This window comes from Oleiphilus sp. HI0132, assembly GCF_001635845.1.
This window is the reverse complement of record NZ_LWGJ01001499.1, coordinates 1-1,036: the sequence shown is the minus strand read 5'-3', so window position 1 is coordinate 1,036 and position 1,036 is coordinate 1. Positions and strand designations below refer to the sequence as shown.

Below are 1,036 nucleotides of genomic sequence, written 5' to 3'. Positions count from 1 at the left end.
CCAAGTAGAGAATGGCTCTGATTGCATATGCTCTGAATATTTAAAACAGCCATGAAAAGAAACCTTCGTCTTTTTTGTAGCAAACACCAGGGCCAGCATCTTTTATACCCTTATTATTCTTGGGGCTTACAAATACATGCTCTTTCAGATAATTCTCAACTTCAAGCGCAGACTTATTTTTTGTAGCAAACCAAATGATTTTTGCGGAAGCTGTAATGGCATCATCAATATCCTCTCCGCAACTTTCACCTACCTTTACCGGCATATGGTCGCTTATCTCATGCTTGTCGGAAGATTGATCACTATAATCATAAAACTGAGTGATTGGTGAACAGTTCATAACAGAACTCGCAACGTTCTCCCCTTTTTTTATTTGGGTACAGCTTTCTCTATTTGCATGAGACTGCGAAAATGAATCCTGTATCAAATGAAGAACAGCCCCAAGCGCAGACAGTCTGATAGTTCTGCTATCATGAATCACGGTGCAAGTCTCTGAGTCGAATGCATCCGCACACAGATTATTAAAAATCCAGGCTATTTCTTGGCCTTTCAGCATAAAATCACTACCGTCATTCTCTTCAGAAGAGGGATAAAACGACTCCGCAAACTCTTTTCTCCCCTCTCTGCTCTTTAAAGGTACAAAATATTCATCAAATGTGGAATCTAAGGCTATTTCACCATTTGATATGCCATAAGCAAACCATGCCCAGCTTAGTACCTTCTTCATCGTCACTTCATACTCTTCGGGCTTAGAGGAGCTATAAGACGCCATAGCATGCCAATATCGGCGTTTTTCAAGGTAGTTGTCGCCTGAGCATTTAAGCTGCTTGTTTTTCCTTCTCCGGGTTCAACTTAACGTCACCCACTTTCTCCCAGTTCCGCGTAGCTTTTGACCACCTTATTTGGTTCTTTCTTTTCATCTTGCGATAAAGCTCATCCCTCTTCGATAATATTTCTTCATCCAGACCTAAGTGCCTTTGCTCTGGGGTAACAAAGTTAATTCGACTATGCCGGTGCTCTGTGTTGTACCAAGTGA

At 41.4% G+C, this 1,036-nt stretch carries 1 protein-coding gene and 1 pseudogene; both read right to left on the bottom strand.

The genetic code is table 11. From position 1 onward, the window contains the following. Positions 1–40: 40 nt before the first annotated feature. A complete protein-coding gene (locus A3766_RS23160) occupies positions 41–772 on the bottom strand; it encodes a hypothetical protein (RefSeq protein ID WP_068510661.1) in 732 nt (243 codons plus the stop codon). Positions 773–818: 46 nt separating this feature from the next. Next, positions 819–1,036: pseudogene (locus tag A3766_RS31460) on the bottom strand (IS3 family transposase); the annotation flags it as partial.